This window comes from Rhodanobacter thiooxydans (assembly GCF_030291135.1).
In the GTDB taxonomy this organism is placed as follows: Bacteria; Pseudomonadota; Gammaproteobacteria; order Xanthomonadales; family Rhodanobacteraceae; genus Rhodanobacter; species Rhodanobacter thiooxydans_A.
In genome coordinates this window covers 3247605-3267517 of the sequence record NZ_CP127409.1, presented here as the reverse complement: position 1 = coordinate 3267517, position 19913 = coordinate 3247605, and the positions used below count along the sequence as shown (strand labels likewise).

At 68.6% G+C, this 19913-nt stretch carries 13 protein-coding genes; 7 read left to right on the top strand and 6 right to left on the bottom strand.

The window, feature by feature from the left end; genetic code table 11:
* Positions 1–27 precede the first annotated feature (27 nt).
* The 3 genes from QQA13_RS15030 to QQA13_RS15020 form a co-directional block, all read right to left on the bottom strand.
* Complete coding sequence (locus QQA13_RS15030) at positions 28–1848, bottom strand: putative bifunctional diguanylate cyclase/phosphodiesterase (RefSeq protein ID WP_108471817.1); 1821 nt, start codon at positions 1846–1848, stop codon at positions 28–30.
* A gap of 84 nt (positions 1849–1932) precedes the next feature.
* Positions 1933–3051 (bottom strand): cell division protein ZapE, encoded by a 1119-nt coding sequence (gene zapE, locus QQA13_RS15025; protein WP_108471816.1) that lies wholly within the window; start codon positions 3049–3051, stop codon positions 1933–1935.
* A 38-nt stretch (positions 3052–3089) separates the two neighbouring features.
* The gene (locus QQA13_RS15020; RefSeq protein ID WP_108471815.1) at positions 3090–3779 is read right to left on the bottom strand and encodes an alpha/beta hydrolase; all 690 of its coding nucleotides are present in this window, start codon (positions 3777–3779) and stop codon (positions 3090–3092) included.
* A gap of 30 nt (positions 3780–3809) precedes the next feature.
* Between QQA13_RS15020 and QQA13_RS15015 the strand changes: the two genes are divergently transcribed.
* A complete protein-coding gene (locus QQA13_RS15015; protein WP_108471814.1) occupies positions 3810–4403 on the top strand; it encodes an ACP phosphodiesterase in 594 nt (197 codons plus the stop codon).
* 181 nt (positions 4404–4584) lie between these two features.
* Here QQA13_RS15015 and QQA13_RS15010 read toward each other — a convergent pair whose 3' ends face one another.
* Positions 4585–5106: a c-type cytochrome gene (locus QQA13_RS15010; protein ID WP_108471813.1), complete on the bottom strand. Its 522-nt coding sequence runs from the start codon at positions 5104–5106 to the stop codon at positions 4585–4587.
* Between the two features lie 480 nt (positions 5107–5586).
* On the opposite strand from QQA13_RS15010, the gene QQA13_RS15005 reads away from it, so the two are divergent.
* The 5 genes from QQA13_RS15005 (at position 5587) to QQA13_RS14985 (ending at position 17501) form a co-directional block, all read left to right on the top strand.
* Positions 5587–6828, top strand: coding sequence for an efflux RND transporter periplasmic adaptor subunit (locus tag QQA13_RS15005; RefSeq protein ID WP_108471812.1), 1242 nt, complete (start codon positions 5587–5589; stop codon positions 6826–6828).
* 103 nt (positions 6829–6931) lie between these two features.
* Positions 6932–10171: an efflux RND transporter permease subunit gene (locus QQA13_RS15000; protein WP_108471811.1), complete on the top strand. Its 3240-nt coding sequence runs from the start codon at positions 6932–6934 to the stop codon at positions 10169–10171.
* A gap of 159 nt (positions 10172–10330) precedes the next feature.
* Entirely contained in the window at positions 10331–13468 is a 3138-nt protein-coding gene (locus QQA13_RS14995; RefSeq protein ID WP_108471810.1) for an efflux RND transporter permease subunit, read from the top strand.
* 658 nt (positions 13469–14126) lie between these two features.
* Positions 14127–16352 (top strand): NADP-dependent isocitrate dehydrogenase, encoded by a 2226-nt coding sequence (locus QQA13_RS14990; protein WP_108471809.1) that lies wholly within the window; start codon positions 14127–14129, stop codon positions 16350–16352.
* A gap of 126 nt (positions 16353–16478) precedes the next feature.
* Positions 16479–17501 carry a TraB/GumN family protein gene (locus tag QQA13_RS14985; protein WP_108471808.1) on the top strand — a complete coding sequence of 341 codons (1023 nt, stop codon included), beginning with the start codon at positions 16479–16481 and terminating at the stop codon, positions 17499–17501.
* Positions 17502–17593: 92 nt separating this feature from the next.
* On the opposite strand, the gene QQA13_RS14980 is transcribed toward QQA13_RS14985, so the two are convergent.
* Together QQA13_RS14980 and QQA13_RS14975 are read right to left on the bottom strand one after the other, a co-directional pair.
* Entirely contained in the window at positions 17594–18538 is a 945-nt protein-coding gene (locus tag QQA13_RS14980) for an aldo/keto reductase (protein WP_108471807.1), read from the bottom strand.
* Positions 18539–18643: 105 nt separating this feature from the next.
* Positions 18644–18838, bottom strand: coding sequence for a hypothetical protein (locus QQA13_RS14975; protein WP_108471806.1), 195 nt, complete (start codon positions 18836–18838; stop codon positions 18644–18646).
* Between the two features lie 109 nt (positions 18839–18947).
* Between QQA13_RS14975 and QQA13_RS14970 the strand changes: the two genes are divergently transcribed.
* Positions 18948–19868: a LysR substrate-binding domain-containing protein gene (locus QQA13_RS14970; RefSeq protein ID WP_108471805.1), complete on the top strand. Its 921-nt coding sequence runs from the start codon at positions 18948–18950 to the stop codon at positions 19866–19868.
* Positions 19869–19913 lie beyond the last annotated feature (45 nt).

Genomic DNA, 19913 nt, shown 5'->3' with positions numbered 1-19913 from the left:
GTGTGATGCGGGCGGGGCCGCGGCGCTTCAGTCGTGCGGGCGATCCGCCGGCTGCGCCGGCGTGGCAGATGCATGCCGACGCAGCCAGCCGGCCACGTCCGCCGCCGGCAGCGGGTGGGCGATGTGGAAGCCCTGCACTTCGTCGCAGGCCATGTCGCGCACGGCCTCCAGCACGTGCGCGGTTTCCACCCCTTCCATCACCACGCGGAAACCCAGTTCGTGGGCCAGCGCCACCATCGAACGCACCACCGCCGCGTCGTGCCGGCTGGTGTCGAGCCCACATACCAGTGACTTGTCGATCTTCACGCAGCTGGCCGGCATCTGGCGCAGCGCGTCGAGGTTGCTGTAGCCGATGCCGAAATCGTCGATGGCGATGCCTACGCCGGCCTCGCGCAGCGCGGCCAGGTGGCAGCGGTTGGCGTCGCTGTGGCGCATGGCCGTGCTTTCGGTGAACTCCAGTTCCAGTCGCGTCAGCGGCACCGCGTGCCGAAGCGCCGCGGCGGTCAGGCGCGTCTCCAGCGTGGCGTCGAGGTCGGCGCTGGACACGTTCAGCGACAGCTGCACGTCGAGCCCGTCGCGCAACCACGCGGCCAGTTGCGCCAGGCCGTGGTCGAGCACCCAGTCGGTCAGCGAACGCATCAGCCCGGCCTGCTCGGCCAGCGGCACGAACACGCCGGGCGGTACCGCGCCCAGGGTGGGGTGGCGCCAGCGCGCCAGCGCTTCCAGCGCCACGCAGCGGCCGCTGGCCAGCTGCACGCGCGGCTGGTAGTGCAGTTCCAGCTCGGTGCGTTCGGACAGCGCGGCGGCCAGCTCGGTGACCAGGAAGAAATCCTGCCGCTGCCGTTCGTCCTGCGCGCGGTCGTACACGGCCCAGCCGCGCACGCTGTCCTGCGCGACGTGGGCGGCGTTCATCACGCGCCGCAGCGGGTCGCCGCCGCGCAGTTCGTGCGCCTCGACCTTGAGCAGGCCCACGCCGGGCTGCAGGGTGAGCGGCACGCCGAGGCAGTCGATCGGCTCGCGCAGCAAGGCCACGAATTCGTCCAGGCGCGCGGGCAGCAGCTCGTCGTACGGGTGCGCCGGCAGGAGCGCCAGGCGCGCCGTGCCGACCTGGTAGAGCTGCATGCCAGGCGTCATCCACGCCTGCACCCGCGCCGCCACCGCGTGCATCAGCGCGTCGGCGTAGCTGTGTCCCATGGCCCGCACGAAGGCGTTGAAGCGCGCCACCGGGGCCACCTCGACGGCGAGCAGCCAGGCGGTATCGTCCGCGCCGGGCAGGTGCGCGTGCAGGTCGGCGAAGAACGCATTGCGGTGCGGCAGCCCGGTCGCCGGGTCGGTGCGGTCGAGGTAGTGGCGCAGCGCGGCGCCAGTACCGGCCAGCGAGGCGGCGTCGCGCAGCGCGCTGCGTTCGCCGGCGTGGAGCGGGGGATGCGGGCGCCGGTCCACGGCAAACAGCCCGCCCAGCAACTGGCCGTCCAGAGCGAACACCGGCTCGCAGGCGAAGAAGCCGATGGCGGCGTGCGCCGGGTCGGCGTCGGCCGGCAGGAAACGCGCGTCGCTGCGCGCGTCGGGCACCACCTCGGCGACGCCGCGGCGGGTGGCCTGCCGGCAGGCGGCCAGCAGCATGCCGTCCAGCCGGATCGGGTCGCTGTGGCCGGGCGGCGTGTACCAGAATGCACTGCCGTCGGCCAGCAGCAGCGCCACCAGCGGCGTGCCCAGCGTGGTGGCCGCCAGCCGCGACACGGCGTCGAAACCGGGCAGGGCATGCGCTTCGTCCGCGGCGTCGCCGGCTGGCCGCGCGATGCCGGCGCCCGCGTGGAAATCCGCGAGCGATCCCTGCGTCATCTTCATCGTCCCCTCCCGTGCGCGACAGCGTGCTGTCAGCGGTTGCAGGCTACTGCGGCGATGGCGGGGGAGCAATGCGCCGGCGGCGGATCACTCGGGCCGGTGCTCCAGTGCCAGGTATTCCTCGCTCTGCATCTCGATCAGGCGCGACTCGGTGCGGCCGAATTCGGCGCGCAGGCGTTCGCCGTCGTACAGCTCGGTGATCGGCGCGGCGGCAGACAGCACCAGCTTGACGTGGCGGTCGTAGAACTCGTCCACCAATTGCACGAAGCGCTTCGCCGCGTCCTCGCTGTAGACGGTGAATTGCGGCACGTTGGCGACGATCACGGTCGGCCCGGCCTTGGCCAGTGCGATGTAGTCGGCCACTGCGCGCGGGCCTTCGCACAGCGCGGCGAACTCGAACCAGACGATGTCGTCGTCGCGCCTGACGAACGGAATGTCGCGGCCGTTGACGTGCAGGTTGCCGTTTTCCTGCACGGCGCCGCGGGCCTGGCTGGCGAAGATGCGCTCCAGCGCGCGGTGCGCCTCGGCGCCGGGCGGGGTGAGATAGACCGAAGCCCGGGTCAGCGCGCGCAGGCGCCAGTCGTGCGCGGAGGCCATCTCGACCACGTGGCAGTGCCGTTCGATCAGCGCGATCGCGGGCAGGAAACGCACGCGCTGCAGGCCGCCCTGGTACAGGTTCGCCGGCGCGGTGTTGGAGGTGGTGACCAGGCTCACGCCGCGCGCGAACAGTGCGTCGAGCAGGCCCGACAGGATCATCGCGTCGCCGATGTCGTTGACCAGGAACTCGTCCAGGCACAGCACGCGGCAGCGCGCGGCGAGGTCGGCGGCGACCTCGGTCAGCGGGTTCTGCCGCTCACCCAGCGTGCGCAGGTGCTCGTGCACCTCGCCCATGAAACGGTGGAAGTGCCGGCGCAGCACCACGCCGTGCGGCAAGCTGGCGGCGAACAGATCCATCAGGAAGGTCTTGCCGCGACCGACCGTACCCCACAGGTACAGCCCCGGCACCGCTTCGGGCGGGTCGTTGCCGAGCAGGGATTTCAGCCGGCCGAGCAGGCCGTTGCCGCTGGCCGGTTCGGCGCACAGCGCGGCGTGCATGCGGTCGAATTCCGGCAGCAGCGCCAGCTGGGTCGGGTCGGACTCCCAGCGGTGCGCGGCGACGCCTTCGAGATAGCGCGCAGTGGGCGCCAGCGAGGGGAGTTCACTCATGGAACGGACAGGTCTTGGCAGGGGATGGTCGGCGCGCGTCAGGCATGCCGCTTCGGCGGCAACCAGCCATGCACCGCATGCTTGATCGCGCCGCGCAGGTCCATCAGCCGGCGGTGGAAGAAGTGGCTGGTCTCGGGCATGCGCACCAGCTCGGGCCGGGGCTCCAGTGTCTCGACCCAGTCGAACACCGCCTGCGGCTCGACGATCTCGTCGGCCTCGCCCTGCACGATCAGCCACGGGCAGCGCGGCAGCGCGACCGCGTCGAACGGCCAGCGTCCGACCGGCGGTGCGATGCTGATCAACGCATCGGCGCGCAGGCGCACTGCGTTGGCGATGCTCACGTAGCTGCCGAACGAGAAGCCGGCCAGCCACAACGCGTCGTGCGGGCGCATGCGGCGCGCCCAGGCGACCACGGTGGCGAGGTCGTCGCCTTCGCCGTGGCCCTGGTCGTAGTCGCCCTGCGAATTGCCGGCGCCGCGGAAATTGAAACGCACCGTATCCAGGCCGGATTCGCGCAGCGCCCGCTCGGCCATTGTCACCACCTTGTTGTGCATGCTGCCGCCCTCGATCGTCAGCGGATGGCAGATCACCGCCACGCCGCAGCGCGCGCAGGCCGCTTCGGCGACGTCACTGATGGTTTCGAGCTTGCCGGCGGGGCCGTCGAGCATGAAACTGGCGGCGACATCCGGAAAGCCGGCAGGCGCGGCGGGGAGCTCGGTGGGCGTCATGCACGTGATGATAACCGCCGGGCGGTCCGGATGAACCATCTGGCGCATGCGCTGCTGGCAGGCGACGACGAGGCCTTGCAGCTCGGCGGGATGCTGGGCGACTTCGTGCACGGCCAACCGGACGCTGCGCGGCTGCCGCCGCGGGTGATCGCCGGTATCCGCCTGCACCGGGCGATCGACGTCTACACCGACGCCCATCCCGAGGTGCTGACGGCCAGGGCGCTGCTGCCCGCGCCGTATCGACGCTATGCCGGGATCCTGCTGGACATGTGGTTCGACCGCTGCCTGGCGCGGGATTTCCCGCAATGGAGCGTGCAGCCGCTGCAAGAGTATTCGCTCGCCCTGCGCGCGCTGCTGTGGCGGCAGGATGCGCTGCTGCCGCCGGCGTTGCGGCGTTTCCGCGGCTACATGGAGGCGCACGGCCTGCCGGCCGCTTACACCGACGACGTCGTGCTGGGCGAAGCGCTGGGCGGCATCGGGCAACGCCTGAGCCGCGCCAATCCGCTGGCCTCGGCGTTGCCGGTGCTGCAGGAGCGGGAGGTGGAATTGCAGGGGCGCTTCGAGGCGTTCTTCCCGGAACTGCAAAGTTTTGCGCGGGAGTGGATCGGCATGCACTTGGGGTGAGACTTTGCTCCCTCCCCTGCACAGCAGGGGAGGGTTGCTTTTGATCTTCCCTGTAACGTGTAACCCCCTCACCTGAAGGACTCCCTTCGGTCGCCAACCTCCCCCTGCGTTGCAGGGGCAGGGGCCAACGAAAACGCCGCCCGAAGGCGGCGTTTGAAGAAAGCTTGTTGGATCAGGCGATTTACTTCGCCTGATCGGTCAGCCAGTGCACGGCGTTCGTCACCTGTTCGTCGGTGAGCGCCGGGTTGCCGCCCTTGGGCGGCATGAAGTTGCCGTCCGGGCCGTGGTAGCCCTCGATTGCGTGCTTGACCAGGGTGTCGATGCCCTGCGCCAGGCGCGGGCCCCACATGCCCTTGTCGCCGGTCTTTGGCGCGCCGGCGACGCCGGAGGCGTGGCAGCTGGTGCACAGGTGGTCGTAGATCGCCTTGCCGTCGGTGGTGCCGCCGTAGGCGACCTGCGAGGCGGCCGCCTTGGCGGCGGCATCCGCGGCGGCCTGCATGGCGGCGCGGCCGGTGTTGCCGGCATACACGGCGCCGGCAGGGGCGATCCGCGCGGCAACCTGGGCCGGCTGGTCCGGATTGGTTTCCTTCGGCTCGTGGTCGTGGATCGCCAGCGCCGCGAAGATCAGCACCACGGTCAGCACGGCCAGGCCGCCGATCATGATCGAAAACTGGCGCAAGACGCTCTGGTCGGACTTGCTCATGGAACCGCTCACGCACGTACTCCTGTCAGAGGGCAGGGCGGCACGCCACGATGGCGGCCCCGACCTGCCTGAATAGTCTATTGCCGTCGCACCGGTACGATGGCTGCGCCCCGGTGCGGCTTGCCGTGAGTGAGTGCACGGCGTGGGTCACGCTTGTCGTCCGGCCCGGGATCGGGGTCGGACAGGCAAGCAGTCTCCGATTATAAACGAAGCGCGCGACAAGTTTCAGGCCTCCCTTCGTGACGACCCGCCGCGGCAGGTCGCCAGGCGTCTGCGGATGGCCGTGCGGCGGGCGTCGCCCCTGCCATCGGTCATGCCGCACCCATGTCAACCGGCATTGTCCAAATTCGTTGAACTGCCCCTATGCTTTCACCACGAGGAATGCGCGCCGGCAGGGCCTGGCTCGCACCTGTCGTTTCGCCAATGCATGCTGCACAGTCGTGCGCCGGTGGGTCACACCGTCCAGTCCAGGAGTTTTACATGTCGCGTTTTTGGAAGATCGCGTTGATCGTCGTTGCGGTGATCGTGGTGGCGGCGGTGGGCTTTCGCCTGCTGCACAAGCCGGTCCCGGCCGGTTCCGCGTCGACGCAGGCGGCCGCCAAGGGCAAGGACGGCAAGGACGAGACGCCGCCGGTGCCGGTCACCGTGGTGCCGGTGGTCAAGCAGAACGTGCCGGTCTACCTGACCGCGCTGGGCACGGTGCAGGCGCTCAACACGGTCACCGTGAACCCGCAGGTGGGCGGCCAGTTGCTCAGCCTGGAGTTCACCGAGGGCCAGCCGGTGAAGAAGGGCCAGCTGCTGGCGCAGATCGACCCGCGCACCTACCAGGCCGCCTACGACCAGGCCGTGGCGCGCCAGCGCCAGGACCAGGCGCTGCTGGCCACCGCGAAAAGCAACCTGCTGCGCAGCCAGGACCTGGCCGCCAAGGGCTACATCTCCAAGCAGGACCTGGACACCCTGCACAACACCGCCGCCCAGTACGAGGCCGCGGTGGCCGCCGACGCGGCCAGCGTGCGCGACAGCCAGGTGCAGCTGAACTACACCCGCGTGCTGTCGCCGATCGACGGCCTCGCCGGCATCCGCGCGGTCGATCCCGGCAACGTGGTCACCACCGCCAGCGCGATCGTCACGCTGACCCAGCTGCACCCGATCAACGTGATGTTCACCCTGCCCGAGCAGAACCTCGACATGGTGCGGGGTGCCGCCGCGAAGGATGGCGCGGCGCTGCAGGTGACCGCGCTGGACCGCACCGATGCGCACCCGATCGCCAGCGGTGGCGTGCTCAAGGTGGTCGACAACCAGATCGACACCAGCACCGGCACGTTCCGCCTGAAGTCGGAGTTCCCGAACGCGAACAACGAGTTGTGGCCGGGCCAGTTCGTCAACGTGCGGCTGCTGGTGAATACCGTCGATGGCGGCCTGGTGATCCCGGCGCAGGCGGTGCAGCGCGGGCCGGACGGCGACTACGTCTACCAGGTGCAGGCCGACAGCACGGTGAAGATGCAGGCGGTGGCGGTGGCCGGCGAAGTGGGCGACAGCCACGTGATGATCGGCAGCGGGCTCAAGGCCGGCGACCGGGTGGTCACCGAGGGCCAGTTCCGGCTGAAGCCGGGCAGCAAGGTCAACGCGCTGAAGCCGGGCGAAGTGCCGGCGGCGCCGACCGCGGCCGAACTGGAGAAAGCCAAGCAGAACAGCAAGGGTGGCGGTCGCCGTCGCGGCTGAGCGGCCGCGTGCCGACCAGTGCAACGCCACTGCAGTCGTGTGAACCCGGCCGTGTCCCGGCCATGATCGCGGCTGAACCCGCACCTACACCTTACGGATAGCCATGGGATTCTCGACCCTCTTCATTCGCCGGCCGATCGCCACCTCGCTGTTGATGGTGGCGGTGCTGCTGCTCGGCATCCTCGGCTACCGCCAGCTGCCGGTGTCCGCCCTGCCGGAAATCGAGGCGCCCAGCCTGGTGGTCAGCACGCAGTACCCGGGCGCCAGCGCCAACACCATGGCGGCGCTGATCACCACCCCGCTGGAGCGCAACCTGGGGCAGATCTCCGGGCTCACCATGATGAGCTCGGATTCCTCCGCCGGGCTGTCCACGATCATCCTGCAGTTCTCGATGGACCGTGACGTCGACATCGCCGCGCAGGACGTGCAGGCGGCGATCAACCAGGCCAAGGGCACTCTGCCGGGCAACCTGCCGTATCCGCCGGTGTACAACCGGGTCAACCCGGCCGATGCGCCGATCCTTACCTTGAAGCTCACCTCCGACAGCCGCCAGCTGCGCGAGGTGAACGACCTGGCCGACTCGATCATCGCGCAGAAGCTGTCGCAGGTGCAGGGCGTGGGCCTGGTCTCGATCGCCGGCAACGTGCGCCCCGCGGTGCGCGTGCAGGTGAACCCGGCGCAGCTGTCCAACCTCGGCCTCACCATGGAGGACGTGCGCAGCGCGCTGACCCAGGCCAACGTCAACGCGCCCAAGGGCACGCTGAACGGCAAGACGCAAAGCTACTCGATCGGTACCAACGACCAGCTGAGCGACGCGGCCGAGTACAAGAACACCATCATCAGCTACAAGAACAACTCGCCGGTGCGGCTGTCCGACGTGGCGAACGTGGTCGACGGCGTGGAGAACGACCAGCTCGCCGCGTGGGCCAACGGCCAGCCGGCGGTGCTGCTGGATGTGCGCCGCCAGCCCGGTGCGAACATCGTGCAGACGGTGGAGCAGATCCGCCGCGTGCTGCCGGAACTGCGCAGCGCGCTGCCGGCCGACGTGCACCTGGACGTGTTCGCCGACCGCACGGTGACCATCCGCGCCTCGGTGCACGACGTCGAGTTCACCCTGATCCTCACCGTGTTCCTGGTGATCGGCGTGATCTTCGTGTTCCTGCGCCGGCTGTGGGCCACCATCATCCCGTCGGTGGCGGTGCCGCTGTCGCTGATGGGCACGTTCGGCGTGATGGCGTTCACCGGCATGTCGCTGGACAACCTGTCCTTGATGGCGCTGACCGTGGCCACCGGCTTCGTGGTGGACGATGCGATCGTGATGATCGAGAACATCGTGCGCTACATCGAGCAGGGCAGGGACGGCAAGGAGGCGGCCGAGGTCGGCGCGAAGGAGATCGGCTTCACCGTGCTGTCGCTGACTGTGTCGCTGGTGGCGGTGTTCCTGCCGCTGCTGCTGATGCCCGGCGTCACCGGCCGGCTGTTCCACGAGTTCGCCTGGGTGCTGACGATCGCGGTGACCATCTCGATGCTGGTGTCGCTGACGCTGACGCCGATGATGTGCGCCTACCTGCTCAAGCCCGACCAGCTACCGGAGGGCGATGACGCGCACGAGCGCCACGCCGCGGCTGGCAAGCGCACGGTGTGGTCGCGTACCGTCGCCATCTACGAGAACTCGCTGGACTGGGTACTCGATCACCAGCGCCTGACCATGCTGGTGGCCGGCGCCGCGGTGGTGCTCACCGTGTTCCTGTACATCGTGATCCCCAAGGGACTGCTGCCCGAGCAGGACACCGGTCTGATCACCGGCGTGGTGCAGGCCGACGACAACATCGCCTTCCCGCAGATGGAAGACCGCACCAAGGCGGTCGCCGAGGCGTTGCGCAAGGATCCTGCGGTGGCCGGCGTGGCCGCCTTCATCGGCGCCGGCACGATCAACCCGACGCTCAACCAGGGCCAGCTCTCGATCGTGCTGAAGGACCGCGGCGACCGCGCCGGCCTGGACACACTGCTGCCGCGGCTGCAGCACGCGGTGGCGAACATCCCCGGCGTGGCGCTGTACCTGAAGCCGGTGCAGGACGTGACCCTGGACAGCCGCGTCGCCGCCACCGAATACCAGTACTCGCTGTCCGACGTGAACTCGGCCGAGCTGGCCGGCTACGCCAGCCAGATGACCCAGGCGATGCGCCAGCGGCCGGAGCTGGCCGACGTCGACAACAACCTGGCCGACAACGGCAATGCGCTGAAGCTGACCATCGACCGCGAGAAGGCCAGCCGCCTTGGCGTGCCGGTGCAGAGCATCGACGACACCTTGTACGACGCGTTCGGCCAGCGCCAGATTTCCACCATCTTCACCCAGCTGAACCAGTACCGCGTGGTGCTGGAGGTGGCGCCGGAGTTCCGCACCAGCGACGACCTGCTGACCAAGCTCACCGTACGCGGCAACGGCAACGGCGCGCTCACCGGCAGCAACGCGACCAGCTTCGGCCAGCTGAAGTCGAGCAATTCGGCGACCCCGTCGGGCATCGGCAACGCCGGCAACGTCGGCTTCCAGATCGGCGGCGGCGGCACCATCCCGCTGTCCTCGCTGGTCAATGCGCAGGTCACCAGCGCGCCGCTGGTGGTCAGCCACCAGCAGCAGCTGCCGGCGGTGACGCTGGCGTTCAACGTGGCGCCGGGCTACTCGCTGTCCGACGCGGTGGCGGCGATCCACGGGGTCGAGCAGCAGCTGAACTTCCCGCCGCAGGTGCGCGGCGAGTTCGTCGGCAAGGCCGCCGAGTTCACCTCCTCGCTGGGTGATGAAGTGCTGTTGCTGCTGGCTGCGATCGTGGTGATCTACATTGTGCTGGGCGTGCTGTACGAGAGCTACATCCACCCGCTGACGATCATCTCCACGCTGCCGCCGGCCGGCGTCGGTGCCCTGCTCGCGCTGATCCTGTGCGGCATGAGCCTGTCGGTGGACGGCATCGTCGGCATCGTGTTGCTGATCGGCATCGTGAAGAAGAACGCGATCATGATGATCGACTTCGCGATCGAGGCACGCCGCACCGGCCTCAACGCGCGCGACGCGATCCGCCGCGCCTGCCTGCTGCGCTTCCGTCCGATCATGATGACCACCGCCGCGGCGATGCTCGGCGCATTGCCGCTGGCATTGGGCAACGGCATCGGTGCGGAACTGCGCCGGCCACTGGGCGTGTCGATCGTGGGCGGCCTGCTGCTGTCGCAGCTGGTCACGCTGTACACCACGCCGGTGATCTACCTGTACATGGAGCGTTTCTCCGACTGGCTGGCCGAACGTCGCGAGCGGCGCGCGCTGGCCCACACCCAGGCCAGCCGCGCGGCGTGATTCCGCCGCAGTGCCCAGCGCCCTCCCCTGCTCGCAGGGGAGGGTTGGGGTGGGGTCGCTTTTCGCGAAGCCGCACCGATCAACCTTTTCGCGGCCTGGACGTTGAGGGTGGGATGATCCGCCCTTGCACCTTCGTCCGCCCTTGCCACCGTTGAATCCATGAACATCTCCGGCACCTTCATCCGCCGCCCGATCGGCACCTCGCTGCTGGCGATGGGCCTGTTCGTGGCCGGCATGATCTGTTACTTCCTGCTCGGCGTGGCGGCGCTGCCGAACATGCAGTTCCCGGCGATCTTCGTGCAGGCCAGCCAGGCCGGCGCGGATGCCAGCACGATGGCGTCCACCGTGGCCGCACCGCTGGAACGCCACCTGGGCCAGGTGCCCGGGATCGAGACGATGCGCTCGTCCAGTTCCGAGGGCCGCACCTTCGTCTTCATGATGTTCCGCAATGGCACCGATCTGGATTCCGCCGCGCGCGACGTGCAGGCGGCGATCAACTCGGCCGCGCCGGACCTGCCCAACGGCCTCAACGGCGCGCCCAGCTACCAGAAGGCGAACCCGAACGACGATCCGATCATCGCGCTGGCGCTGACTTCGGCCACGCAATCGGCGGCCGACCTGTACAACCTGTCCGACACCTTGCTTGCGCAGCGGTTGCGCCAGTTGCCCGGCGTGTCGTCGGTGGAGATCGCCGGCGCGGCTACGCCGGCGATCCGCGTCGACGTGAACCTGCGTGCGCTGAACGCGATGGGTCTGTCGCCGGACCAGCTGCGCAACGCGCTGAGCGCGGCCAACGTGACCTCGCCGGAGGGCTTCCTGTCCAACGGCACCAGCACCATGGCGGTCAGCGCCACCACCCAGCTGCACAGCGCGGAGGATTTCGCCCAGCTGGTGGTCGCCAGCCACAACGGCACGCCGGTGCGGCTGGCCGACGTGGCCAAGGTCTACGCCGGCCAGCAGGACGCCTACCAGGCGGCCTGGTTCCACGGCAAGCCGGCCGTGCTGATGTACGTCTACAAGAAGGCCGACGCGAACGTCATCGCCACCGTCGACCTGGTCAGGGACCAGCTGCCCACGCTGCGTGGTTACCTGCCGCCGGGCACCGCGCTGACTCCGTTCTTCGACGGCACGCCGACCATCCGCGCGTCGCTGCACGAGGTGCAGGCCACGCTGCTGATTTCGCTGGCGATGGTGATCCTGGTGATGGCGCTGTTCCTGCGCCGTCTCGCACCCACGCTGATCGCCGCGGTGGCGGTGCCGCTGTCGCTGGCCGGCGCGTTCGTGGTGATGTACATCCTCGGCTACACGCTGAACAACCTCACCCTGCTGGCGCTGGTGATCGCGATCGGCTTCGTGGTGGACGACGCGATCGTGGTGATCGAGAACATCATCCGCCACATGGATGCCGGCATGACGCGGATGGAGGCGACGCTCGCCGGCGCGAGGGAGATCGGCTTCACCATCGTCTCGATCACCGCCTCGCTGATCGCCGTGTTCATCCCGCTGCTGTTCGCCGGCGGCATCACCGGCATGTTCATGCACGAGTTCGCGGTGACCCTGGTGGCGGCGATCGTGGTCTCCGCGCTGGTCTCGCTGACCTTGACGCCGGCGCTGTGCGGGCGCTTCCTCAGCGGCCATGCCGCGAAGGAGCAGGCGCCACCGTCGCGGCTCGCCCGCGCGCTGGACGGCTTCCACGCCGGCATGCTGCGCGTGTACACCCGCGCGCTGAACTTCTCGCTGCGCCATGCGCTGGCATTCTCGCTGACCCCGCTGGTGCTGATCGTGGCCACCTTCTACCTGTTCGGCGTGGTCAAGGCCGGCCTGTTCCCGGCGCAGGACACCGGCCTGATCTGGGGCCGCGCCAGTTCCAGCGCCACCGTGTCGTTTGCCGAAAGCCGGCAGCGGCTGGAGCGGCTCACCGCGATGCTGATGGCCGACCCCGACGTCGCCACCGTGGGCTCGCGCCTGGGCAGCAGCCGGCAGGGCACCAGCGGCTCGTTCAACATCGACCTGAAGACCCGTGCCGACGGCCGCACGGACGACACCTTCGCGGTGCTTGCGCGGCTCAGCGCAAAGGCGGCGAATTATCCCGACCTCAATCTGCGCCTGCGCCCGGTGCAGGACCTGCCCAGTGGCGGCGGTGGCGGCACCAGCCAGGGCGCGCAATACCAGGTCTCGCTGCAGGGCAACGACCTGGCCAGCCTGCAGGAGTGGCTGCCGAAACTGCAGGCCGAGCTGAAGAAGAACCCGAAACTGCGCGATGTCGGCACCGACGTCGACGAGGCCGGCCTGCGCCAGAACATCGTGATCGACCGCGACAAGGCCGCGCGGCTCGGCGTGTCGATCGGCAGCATCGACGGCGCGTTGTACGACGCGTTCGGCCAGCGCCAGGTGTCCACCATCTACTCGGACATCAACCAGTACCAGGTTGTGGTCAACGCACTACCCGAACAAACCGCCACACCGGAAGCGCTCAACCGCATCTACGTGCGCTCCAGTAGCGGCCGGATGATCCCGATCACCGCGTTCGCGCGGCAGCAGCCGGGACTGGCACCGTCGCAGATCACCCACGAAAACCAGTTCACCACCATGGACCTGAGCTTCAACCTCGCCCCCGGCGTGAGCATGGGTGAGGCGATGACGGTGATCCAGACCACCGTGCAGAACATGCGCATGCCCGGCGACATCAAGGTGCAGATGGGCAACGACTTCCGCCGCTTCCAGCAATCGCAGAGCGGCATGGGCTGGCTGATCCTGGCCGCCGTGCTCACCGTCTACATCGTGCTCGGCATGCTGTACGAGAACCTGATCCACCCGATCACCATCCTATCCACCCTGCCGGCCGCCGGCGTGGGCGCATTGCTGGCGCTGTGGATCACCGGCACCGAACTGTCGGTGGTGGCGCAGATCGCGCTGGTGCTGTTGATCGGCATCGTCAAGAAAAACGCGATCATGATGATCGACTTCGCCCTGGTCGCCGAACGCGAACACGGCAAGAGCCCGCTGGAAGCCGCCCGCGAGGCGTGCATCGTGCGCTTCCGCCCGATCATGATGACCACCATGGTCGCCATCCTCGCCGCGCTGCCGATCGCGATCGGCCTGGGCGAAGGCAGCGAACTGCGCCGCCCGCTCGGTATCGCCCTGATCGGCGGCCTGCTCATTTCGCAAAGCCTCACCCTGCTCAGCACCCCGGCGCTGTACGTGATCTTCTCGTGCCTTGCCGAGCGGCGCAGGGCGTGGTGGGCGCGGCGACAGCAGCGCAAGGCCGCGCGGCGGCGGCAGTTGGCAGGGGCGTAATGCGCCGCTGCTCATTGCGGCTTGCCGAGCCATCCGGGGCGGGATCATGACGGTGTCCGTCAGGTCGCTGCCGGTTCAGCGTGACGGTGTGGCTTGAATGTGGATCAGCGGGCGCAAGAGCCGCGCCGCAGCTGAATGCCCTGCCACCAAGCTCGCAACCGATCAACCGTGAGGTGGCTATCACTTGGGCCTCTCCTTCCGGACGGAGTTGCATGCAATGGGCAATGAAACCGGCAAGGCAGATTTTCCAATGTGCAGGGCGGGGTGTAATCGACCGTGCACGAAGACAGCAAGACGCTCGATGCGACGGTGCCGGAGACCACCGCGTTCATGATCAGCAAGCCGGCTGGTTTCCCGGCCGGCAACTACAAGGTCGACATTCCTCTGGATGGCGCCCAGGGCGCCAGCAAGGACTTCCCGGTGAAGCAGTCGCCACCCCAGGGTGGGGCGAAACGGGGGCGCGGCCATGCCGCGCCCCCGTCGTTTGTCCCGCGTGAACCACGACACGTCACCGCAGGTTGCCGGCAACGGCCGCGTCGCGCTTTCCCCACCCCGGCGAAAACGCGACAATGGGAGGCTTGCATCAGACTGCCGTCGCTATCCGGCAACACGGCGGCCCCTCCCGGCCACGCAGTAGTCACCGAGGTTCACACAGACAATGTCCAGCACGCCCAAGATCATCTACACACTGACCGACGAAGCCCCGTTCCTGGCCACGCAGTCGCTGCTGCCGATCATCGCCGCGTTCACCGGCACGGCGGGGATTCGCGTGGAGACGCGCGACATCTCGCTGGCCGGGCGCATCATCGCGCTGTTCCCCGAGGTGCTGCAGGAAGGCCAGCGCATTCCCGACAGCCTCGCCGAACTGGGCCAGCTGGCCACCACGCCGGAGGCGAACATCATCAAGCTGCCGAACATCAGCGCCTCGATGCCGCAGTTGAAGGCAGCGATCAGGGAGCTGCAGGGCCAGGGCTACGCACTGCCGGATTACCCGGATGCACCGAAGAACGACGGCGAGAAGGACATCAAGGCGCGCTACGACAAGGTGAAGGGCAGCGCGGTGAACCCGGTGCTGCGCGAGGGCAACTCCGACCGCCGCGCGCCGGTCTCGGTGAAGAACTACGCGCGCAAGCACCCGCACAAGATGGGCGCCTGGAGCCGCGATTCGAAGACCCGCGTGGCGCACATGGACAGTGGCGACTTCTACGGCAGCGAGAAGTCCGCGCTGGTCGGGCAGGCCGGCAACGTCAGCATCGAGTGGTTCGGCAAGGACGGCAGCCACACCGTGCTGAAGCCGAAGACTGCGCTGCTGGCCGGCGAGATCATCGACGCGGCGGTGATGAGCCGCAAGGCGCTGGCCGCCTTCATCGATGCGCAGATCGCGGATGCGAAGCGGCAGGGCGTGCTGTTCTCGCTGCACCTCAAAGCGACCATGATGAAGGTGTCCGACCCGATCATGTTCGGCGTGGCGGTCAGCGAGTTCTACCGGGACGTGCTGGTGAAGCACGCCGACGCGCTGAAACAGGCCGGCTTCAACCCGAACAACGGCATCGGCGACCTGTACGCGCGCCTCGGTTCCCTGCCGGAGGCGACGCAGGCGGCGATCAGGGCCGATCTCGACGCCGAGTACGCGCAGCGCCCGGGCGTGGCGATGGTCAATTCGGACAAGGGCATCACCAACCTGCACGTACCCAGCGACGTGATCGTCGATGCGTCGATGCCGGCGATGATCCGCGACTCCGGCAAGATGTGGAACGCGCAGGGCCAGCTGCAGGACGTCAAGGCGGTGATCCCCGACCGCAGCTACGCCGGCGTCTACCAGGCCACCATCGAGGACTGCAAGGCGCATGGCGCGTTTGACCCGGCGACCATGGGCAGCGTGCCGAACGTGGGCCTGATGGCGCAGGCGGCCGAGGAATACGGCTCGCACGACAAGACTTTCCAGATCGCCGGCGACGGCGTGGTCAAGGTGTTCGACGAAGCCGGCAGCGTGCTGCTGCAGCATGAGGTGGAGGCCGGCGACATCTGGCGCATGTGCCAGACCAAGGATGCGCCGATCCAGGACTGGGTGAAGCTGGCGGTGAGCCGCGCGCGGCATACGCCGGCGGTGTTCTGGCTCGACCCGCAGCGCGCCCACGACGCGCAGGTGATCAGGAAGGTCGAGCGCTACCTGAAGGACCACGACACCAGCGGCCTGGACATCCGCATCATGGATCCGGTCGCCGCCACGAAGTTCTCGCTGGAGCGCATCCGCCAGGGCCTGGACACCATCTCGGTCACCGGCAACGTGCTGCGCGATTACCTCACCGACCTGTTCCCGATCATGGAGCTGGGCACCAGCGCGAAGATGCTGTCGATCGTGCCGCTGATGGCCGGCGGCGGCCTGTTCGAAACCGGGGCTGGTGGTTCGGCGCCGAAGCACGTGCAGCAGTTCCTGGAAGAGGATTACCTGCGCTGGGATTCGCTGGGCGAATTCCTGGCGCTGGCCGCGTCGCTGGAGTTCGTGGCCGGCCGCCAGGGCAGCGTCGAGGTGGACGTGCTGGCGAAGACGCTGGACCAGGCCAACGGCAAGTTCCTCGACACCGACAAGTCGCCCTCGCGCAAGCTCGGCGGCATCGACAACCGCGGCAGCCACTTCTACCTCGCGCTGTACTGGGCGCAGGCGCTGGCTTCGCAGGACGTGAGCGCCGCATTGAAGGCGAAGTTCGCGCCGCTGGCGAAGGCGCTGACGGAGAACGAGCCGACCATCGTCGACGAACTCAACCGCGTGCAGGGCAAGCCGGTCGACATCGGCGGCTACTACCACCCCGACCTGGCGCGGGTGAGCGCGGCGATGCGGCCCAGCGCCACCTTCAATGCCGCGCTGGCGCTGCTGTCGGCGTGATGCGCCGAAGCATGCGCGCTTGAAACGAAACGGGGCGCCGCGAGGCGCCCCGTTTCGTTCATGCGGCCACCTGCGGCTCAGGATCGGCCTGCCACAATGGCGACTGTTGAAGAGGAGTCGCTCGGCATGCGTTTGCTGCATCTTGTTTTCGTGCTCGCCCTGGCAGGGTTGTCGCCTGCCTTCGCACAGTCGGCGGCCAGTCCGGTTGCGCCGGCCGCTGCGTCGACCGCCGCCGTCGCCGATCTTCCGGTCGTGGTGGTCAGCGGTGTGCAGCCCGGTCCCGGCTTGTGGAAGGTGAGCAAGGGCGGGCACGTGATGTGGGTACTCGGCACGCTGTCGCCGCTGCCGCGCGACATGCAATGGCAATCGCGCGAGGTGGATGAGGTGATTGGCGCCTCGCAGCAGGTGCTGCTGGCGCCTTCGGTGCAGCTGAAGGCCGACGTCGGTTTCCTCGGCAAGCTGTTCCTGCTGCCATCGGCTTATGGCGCGCGCAAGAACGCGGATGGCGAAACCCTGCAGCAGGTACTGCCGCCGCCGGTGTATGCGCGCTGGCAGGTGCTGAAGCAGAAATACCTCGGCGACGAGAGCGGCATCGAGCGTTGGCGGCCGCTGTTCGCGTCGCAGGAGCTGTACAAGAAGGCGCTGAGGGCGAACGGCCTGAGCCGTTCCGGCGGGATCAAGGCGAATATCGACGCACTGGCCAAACGCCACGGCGTACCCGAGCTGTCGACCGACTACCACGTGCTGATCGAGCATCCGCGCGCGGCGATCAAGGCGTTCAAGCAGGCCGCGCCGCGCGACGTCACCTGTTTCATCCGCACCCTGGACAGCGTCGAGCACGACCTGCCGGCGATGACTGCGCGCGCCAACGCCTGGGCCACCGGTGACCTGCAGGCGCTGCGCGAATTGCCCGACAGCGATCGCCGCGATGCCTGCGTGGCGGCCATCACCGGCGCCGGTTTTGCGCAGACGCTCGGCCTCGATGACGTGCCGGCGAAGCAGCGCGCCGTATGGCTGGCTGCCGCGCGCAAGGCGCTGGCAGCCAATGCGCAGACTTTCGCGCTGCTGCCGATGGACGAGCTGTTGAAGCCGGATGGTTATCTGGCCACGCTGCAGGCCGAGGGTTACCAGGTCGACGCGCCGGAGTGAACGGCCTTTCGCAGGGCGGGCAGCGCCCGCCGCTCTTCGTCACGGTGTCATGTGCAGCAAAAGCCGGCGGGCAGCGCCCGCCCTACAAACGGTCAGGCGCTGGCCAAGTCCAGTTGCGCGATCTCGTTGTCGTTCAGCTGCAATGACGTGGCGCCGAGCAGCTCGTGCAGCTGTTCCACGCTGGTGGCGCTGACGATCGGCGCGGTGAGGCCGGGGCGGGCGATCAGCCAGGCCAGCGCGACCTGGGCCGGGGTGGCGCGATGCGTAGCGGCCACCGCGTCCAGTGCGGCCAGTACCTGCAGGCCGTGCGGGTTCAGGAATTTCTTCACCGCGCCGCCGCGTGCGGCACTCTTCGCCAGGTCGGCCGCGCTGCGGTACTTGCCGCTCAAGAACCCGCTGGCCAGCGCGTAGTAGCTGATCACGCCGATGTGCTCGCGGCGGATCAGCGGTTCCAGCTCCTGCTCGTAGCCGGCGCGGCTGACCAGGTTGTATTCCGGCTGCAGGCTTTCGTAGCGCGGCAGACCGTGCTGTTTCGACATGGCCAGCGCGTCGGCGAAGCGCGCCGCGTCGAAGTTGGAGGCGCCGATCACGCGCACCTTGCCGGCCTCGATCAGCCGGGCGAAGGCGCCCAGGGTTTCCTCCATCGGCACGCTGGCGTCGTCTTCATGCGCCTGGTACAGGTCGATGCAGTCGACCTGCAGGCGCTTGAGCGAGCCATCCACTGCCTGCTGGATGTTGACCGGCGACAGGCCCGGCTGCTCGGCCCACTTGGCGACCTTGGTCGAGATCACCACCTGCTCGCGCTTGCCGCTGCGCTTCAGCCACTTGCCGAGGATGGTTTCCGACTCGCCGCCGCGGTTGCCCGGCACCCAGGCCGAATAGACGTCCGCGGTGTCGATCAGGTTGCCGCCGGCGTCGACGAACGCATCGAGCAGCTCGAACGAGCGCTTCTCGTCCACGCTCCAGCCGAACACGTTGCCGCCGAAGGCGAGCGGGGCGATGGCGAGCGGCGAGTGGCCGAGCGGACGTTTCTGCATGGGGTGCCTCCGGAGGCAGCGAGCGGGGAATCGGCGCGCGGCGTGAGCACGCGCGCCCTCATCCAAGTGGCTGCATATCGGCGGCATTCAAGTCTCGGGCGGCGCTCAACGCGGGCTCATGATCCGCGGCCACACGCTGGCGCAGCACGCCAGCGCGCGGCGTGCGGTCCTGGCGACGTTGCGGGTGCCGGTGCTGCTGGCCGGGCCCGGCGTGGGCTCCGGCTCCGGGCGCCAGTCTAGGTCGTCCTTGTGCAGCAGATGACCGTGCAGGAACAACATGTCTTTCCAGAGCGAGTGCATGGGGGAAGCCTCCTGGGGAAGCCTTGGGCTTGGGGAGTGCTCAAGGTACGCGCGCGGCAGGCTGCCAAAAAGCGATATATTCGCAAGCCAGACTTGAGAGGAATTCAAGATGGGAAGGTTGCCGCTGGGCTTGCTGCAGCAGTTCGTGCTGGTCGCCCGGCTGGGCAACCTGTCGCGTGCCGCGGCGCAGGCCAACCTCACCGTCAGCGCGCTGAGCCACCAGATGCGTCAGCTGGAGGAACGCCTGGAACGGCGCCTGTTCGAGCGCGGCCCGCGCGGGGTGAAGCTGACCGCCGACGGTTGCGTGCTGCTGGAAGCGGTCGGCACGCATTTCGACGGCATCGAGCACGCATTGGCGGGGTATCGCACCCGCCACCACGACGCGCTCACGCTCAGTGCCAGCCCCGGCATCATGTCGAGTTGGCTGGTGCCGCGGCTGCCGCGGCTGGTGGCCGCGCATCCGGAGCTGGAACTCAGCCTGCAATCGGGTTCGACCCTGGTGGATTTCGAGCGCGAGCCGGTGGATGTGGCCCTGCGCTACGGCCGCGGTGAGTGGGCGGGCCTGCACAGCGAGCGCCTGTTCGGCGAGTGGATCGCGCCGGTGGCGGCGCCGACGCTGATCGCGCGGATGAGCGGCGCCGACCCGCGCGACCTCTCGCGCTGGCCGCTGCTGGGCGAGCCGAGTCCGTCCCGGCGCTGGAGTGACTGGTTCGGCCGCAGCGGCGGCACGCCACCGGCACGTTATGTGGCGCAGTTCGACAGTCTGGACGCCTTGCGCCACGCCGCGCTGGAAGGCCTTGGCGTGGCGCTGGGGCGGATGGTGACCTCGAAGTCGCTGATCGACGCCGGCCGGCTGGAAGTGCTGGGCGACAACTACCTGGCGGTGGAGGAGGCCTACTGGCTGGTGTACCCGCCGCGCTCGCTGGAGCACCGCGGCCTGCAACTGTTCCGCGACTGGCTGCTGGCCGAGGCAGACGACTACCGTCGGCAGATGTCGGCGTTCCGTCCCGACGACAAGCCGGTCGGCTGACGCGGTTCCGCAAAGCAGTCAAACGCGTCATCATCGTGGGTCGTT

Excerpts from the sequence above, each read along its gene's own strand:
- QQA13_RS15030 (WP_108471817.1), bottom strand. The coding sequence starts at position 1,848 with ATGAAGATGACGCAGGGATCGCTCGCGGATTTCCACGCGGGCGCCGGC.
- QQA13_RS14970 (WP_108471805.1), top strand. The coding sequence starts at position 18,948 with ATGGGAAGGTTGCCGCTGGGCTTGCTGCAGCAGTTCGTGCTGGTCGCC.
- QQA13_RS15005 (WP_108471812.1), top strand. The coding sequence starts at position 5,587 with ATGTCGCGTTTTTGGAAGATCGCGTTGATCGTCGTTGCGGTGATCGTG.
- QQA13_RS15000 (WP_108471811.1), top strand. The coding sequence starts at position 6,932 with ATGGGATTCTCGACCCTCTTCATTCGCCGGCCGATCGCCACCTCGCTG.
- QQA13_RS14980 (WP_108471807.1), bottom strand. The coding sequence starts at position 18,538 with ATGCAGAAACGTCCGCTCGGCCACTCGCCGCTCGCCATCGCCCCGCTC.
- QQA13_RS15015 (WP_108471814.1), top strand. The coding sequence starts at position 3,810 with ATGAACCATCTGGCGCATGCGCTGCTGGCAGGCGACGACGAGGCCTTG.
- QQA13_RS14990 (WP_108471809.1), top strand. The coding sequence starts at position 14,127 with ATGTCCAGCACGCCCAAGATCATCTACACACTGACCGACGAAGCCCCG.
- QQA13_RS14975 (WP_108471806.1), bottom strand. The coding sequence starts at position 18,838 with ATGCACTCGCTCTGGAAAGACATGTTGTTCCTGCACGGTCATCTGCTG.
- QQA13_RS14995 (WP_108471810.1), top strand. The coding sequence starts at position 10,331 with ATGAACATCTCCGGCACCTTCATCCGCCGCCCGATCGGCACCTCGCTG.
- QQA13_RS14985 (WP_108471808.1), top strand. The coding sequence starts at position 16,479 with ATGCGTTTGCTGCATCTTGTTTTCGTGCTCGCCCTGGCAGGGTTGTCG.
- QQA13_RS15010 (WP_108471813.1), bottom strand. The coding sequence starts at position 5,106 with ATGAGCAAGTCCGACCAGAGCGTCTTGCGCCAGTTTTCGATCATGATC.
- zapE (WP_108471816.1), bottom strand. The coding sequence starts at position 3,051 with ATGAGTGAACTCCCCTCGCTGGCGCCCACTGCGCGCTATCTCGAAGGC.
- QQA13_RS15020 (WP_108471815.1), bottom strand. The coding sequence starts at position 3,779 with ATGACGCCCACCGAGCTCCCCGCCGCGCCTGCCGGCTTTCCGGATGTC.